General features: G+C 54.6%; 1 protein-coding gene and 1 pseudogene. Both read left to right on the forward strand.

The features are described from left to right. Positions 1-4158, forward strand: a 4158-nt coding sequence (gltB, locus tag AC128V_RS06615; protein WP_482763885.1) for a glutamate synthase large subunit, incomplete at its 5' end; no start/stop codon positions are given. Then, positions 4151-4485, forward strand: a pseudogene (gene gltD, locus AC128V_RS06620) (glutamate synthase); the annotation flags it as partial. The gene gltB and the pseudogene gltD, both read left to right, overlap by 8 nt.

Consider the following 4485-nt stretch of genomic DNA (forward strand, 5'->3'; position numbering starts at 1 on the left):
CCGCCTACTCGCCCCGAGGTGCTGGGTGACCTAGCGCGTGCTGCAATGCCACTAATTGAGCAGGTCTTCGTAGCCGCAGTTGACAAGGCTTCGGATCTAGAACTTGAACGACGTCTGTACCGTTTGCGTAAGCGCAGCGAGCATGAGATTGGTATCTACCACCCATCGCTTTCGATGCGCACCATTGTCTACAAGGGCATGGTCACCACTTTGCAGCTGGAACCGTTCTTCCCTGACCTTTCGGAACCAGAGTTTGAATCGCAATTGGCACTGGTTCACTCCAGGTTCTCGACCAACACATTCCCGTCTTGGCCGCTGGCCCACCCATTCCGCTTCATTGCACACAACGGTGAGATAAACACCGTGAAGGGCAATGCAAACTGGATGCGAGCTCGCGAATCACAGCTTGCGAGCGATCAGCTTGGAGACATCGAGCAGCTAAAACCGATTGTGTCCGCAGGAGCTTCAGACTCAGCCACCTTTGACGAGGTGTTAGAGCTGCTGGTTCTTTCTGGTCGCTCGCTGCCACACGCCATGATGATGATGATTCCGGGGGCTTGGGAAAAGCAGCTCGACCTTGAACCTCAGCTCAGAGACTTCTTCGAGTACCACTCCATGATCATGGAGCCCTGGGATGGACCAGCTGCGGTTATCTTCACCGATGGAACTTTGGTTGGCGCAACTTTGGACCGCAATGGTCTGCGCCCGGGTCGCTTCGTTGTGACCGAGGATGGCTTCATCATCCTTGCCTCGGAAATTGGTGTTGCAAACATTCCCGCGGAGAAGATTGTTCGCAAGGGCAGACTGCAGCCGGGAAAGATGTTCCTAATCGACACCGCTTCGGGTCAGATCATTGAAGATGAGCAGATCAAGAGCGAGGTTGCCGCCGCTCAGCCCTGGGGCACCTGGCTTGAAGAGAACATGATTAACCTGCGCGATTTGCCAGAGCGCGAGCACATTCGCTATTCCAGCGCTTCGGTCAATCGTCGCCAGCGAGTTTTTGGATACACCGAGGAAGACCTCAAGGAGTTCATTGCCCCGATGGCCAGATCCGGCCAGGAACCAATTGGCGCAATGGGAACCGACACACCGATTGCAGCGATTTCGCAGCACTCCAGATTGCTCTTTGACTACTTCACCCAACAGTTTGCTCAGGTAACCAACCCACCACTGGATGCGATACGTGAAGAGGTAGTCACCTCCATGACCGCGTCTATCGGTCCGGTGCTAAACCTTTTGGGTGCTACTCCCGAGCATGCCAAGCAGTTGGTGATGGACTTCCCAATCCTTACCAACGATGAAATTGCCCGCATCAAGCACATTGACAGGGGAAACAACATCGGTAGGGCAGTAACCATCTCAGCGCTTTACCGTGTTGACGACGGTGCTGAAGCACTACAGGAGCGCCTGGCTGAAATGGCGGCCGAAGTCGATGAGGCTATCCAGGCAGGTACCACCTTCATCATCATTAGCGACCGCGATTCAAACCGTGAGCTCGCGCCTATTCCTTCGCTGCTTGCACTTTCCAGCGTCCACCACCACCTGATTCGTAAGGGCAGTCGCTTGCAGGTTGGGTTGCTGGTTGAGTGTGGAGATGCCAGAGACGTGCACCACGTGGCGACTTTAATTGGTTACGGCGCATCTGCTATCAACCCATACCTAGCACTTGAGACCGCAGAAGACCTAGTAGTCAAGGGTTTGATCACCGGAATCACACCAGAGCGTTCCAGCAAAAACATGGTCAAAGCGCTCGGTAAAGGCATCCTGAAGATCATGTCCAAGATGGGTATCTCTACAGTTGCTTCATACGGTGGTGCTCAGTGTTTTGAAGCTATTGGACTTAGCCAAGACCTAGTAGATAAGTATTTCACCGGCACCACCACCAAGCTTGGCGGCGTAGGCCTTGACATTCTGCACCAGGAGATTGAGAAGCGCCACCGCGCAGCGTACCCAATCGAAGGTGCCTCCAAAATTCACCTGCCGCTTGAAGTTGGTGGCGAAATGAAGTGGCGCCGCGAAGGACCACCTCACCTTTTCAACCCCGAGACCATCTTCAAGCTGCAGCACTCCACCCAGCGAAAGCGCTATGACGTCTTCAAGGAATACACCAACGCTGTGGACGACCAGTCAGAGCGGCTAATGACTATTCGTGGACTGTTCGCTTTTGACAAGGGTGCCAGGGAATCGATCCCAATCGAAGAGGTTGAGCCGGTTTCCGAGATTGTAAAGCGCTTCTCAACTGGAGCGATGTCGATGGGAGCTATATCCCCTGAGGCTCACGAAGTGCTCGCCATCGCGATGAACCGTATTGGCGCAAAGAGCAATACTGGTGAGGGTGGCGAGTCGGTGGATCGTCTATTAGACCGCAATCGGCGCAGCGCCGTGAAGCAGGTAGCTTCTGGACGCTTTGGCGTCACTTCTATGTATCTCACCCACGCCGATGATATTCAGATCAAGATGGCGCAGGGTGCCAAGCCTGGTGAGGGTGGTCAGCTTCCTCCGAACAAGGTCTACCCCTGGATTGCGCAGCTGCGTCACTCAACCCCAGGTGTCGGTTTGATTTCACCGCCGCCACACCATGACATCTACTCAATCGAAGACCTAAAGCAACTGATTTTTGACCTAAAGCGCGCAAACCGTTCGGCACGTGTGCACGTCAAGTTGGTAAGCCAATTCGGTGTTGGCACCGTGGCTGCCGGTGTGGCAAAGGCGAAGGCCGATGTCGTGCTGATTTCTGGTCACGACGGTGGAACTGGCGCCAGCCCATTGAACTCGCTCAAGCACGCCGGAACCCCTTGGGAACTCGGTCTTGCAGAAGCTCAGCAGACTCTGTTGCTGAACGGTTTGCGCGATCGCATTGTGGTTCAGGTAGATGGCTCAATGAAGACTGGTCGCGACGTAGTTATCGCAGCCCTGCTCGGGGCCGAGGAATTTGGTTTCGCCACAGCGCCGCTGGTAGTTGAAGGCTGTATTTTGATGCGCGTTTGCCACCTGGACACCTGCCCGGTTGGAGTTGCGACTCAGAACCCAGATCTTCGCGCCCGCTTCAAGGGCCAGGCCGACCACGTCGTTAACTTCTTTGAGTTCTTAGCGCAAGAGGTCCGCGAATACCTTGCTTACCTCGGCTTTAGAACCTTGGTTGATGCAGTCGGTCGAGTAGACCTACTGGATATCAACCGCGCCGTATCTCACTACAAGGCGGATGGGCTAGATCTTTCTCCAATCTTTGCGGCCAAAGACATGGACCTGAACCAGAACCTGCGCAACACCACCAGCCAGGATCACGAGCTCGAGTCACACTTCGATTACCCACTTATCGAACTTAGCCAAGCGGCTCTTCGCGATGCCAAGCCAGTGGTGCACGAAATTGACATCAACAACACCAACCAAGCCATTGGAACCATGCTCGGAAACGAGCTAACCAAGCGCTGGGGTGAGCAGGGACTAGAGCCTGGCACCCTTACTCTGAAGCTTCGTGGTTCAGCGGGACAGTCGCTGGGTGCATTTATCCCGCGGGGTATAACCATTGAGGTTGAGGGCGACTGCAATGACTACGTCGGCAAAGGTCTTTCAGGTGGAACTATCGCCGTAAAGCCTGAGCCCAGTGCTGGATTTATCGCCGAAAAGAACGTGATTGCTGGCAACGTCATTGGATATGGCGCGACCAGCGGACAGATTTTCCTAAACGGAGTGGTGGGGGAGAGATTCCTAGTTCGTAACTCTGGAGCAGAAGCCGTTGTCGAGGGCGTTGGCGATCACGCTCTGGAATACATGACCGGTGGCACTGCGGTAATTCTTGGCCGTTCGGGAGTAAACCTCGGTGCTGGCATGTCTGGTGGCGTGGCTTACGTTTACAAGCTCTCTGAAGCACGAGTGAACCGCGAAGCATTGGCTTCGGGAGAGATTTCACTTGATCACCTCGAGGCTCATGACATTTCAGCCCTTCGAGAGCTTTTAGTAGCTCACGTAGCCAAGACCGGTTCACAGCTGGGTGAAGCCCTGATTGCAAACTTTGATGTCGAGGTTTCCAACTTCGTTAGAGTGTTGCCTCGCGACTACGCGCGTGTCATGGAGATTCAACGCAACGCCAGTGCTGACGGCATTGACCTTGACGGCGAAGAGGTATGGACCCAGATTCTGGAGGTGACCGGTGGCTGATCCAAAGGGCTTTATCAAGATAACCGAGCGTGAAACTGCAACTCGCAGACCAGTCCCAGTTCGCATCAAAGACTGGAAAGAGGTTTATGCCGAGCGAAGTGGTGAAACCATCGTTCGTCAGGCATCTCGCTGCATGGACTGCGGAATTCCGTTCTGCCACCAGGGATGCCCACTAGGGAACCTGATTCCGGAGTGGAACGACCTAACTCACCGCGGCAGAAACAAAGAGGCGATTGACCGGCTACACGCAACTAACAACTTCCCGGAGTTCACCGGAAGGCTGTGTCCTGCTCCCTGCGAGAGCTCCTGCGTTTTGGCTATCAACCA

It is taken from the genome of Aquiluna sp. (assembly GCF_965064355.1).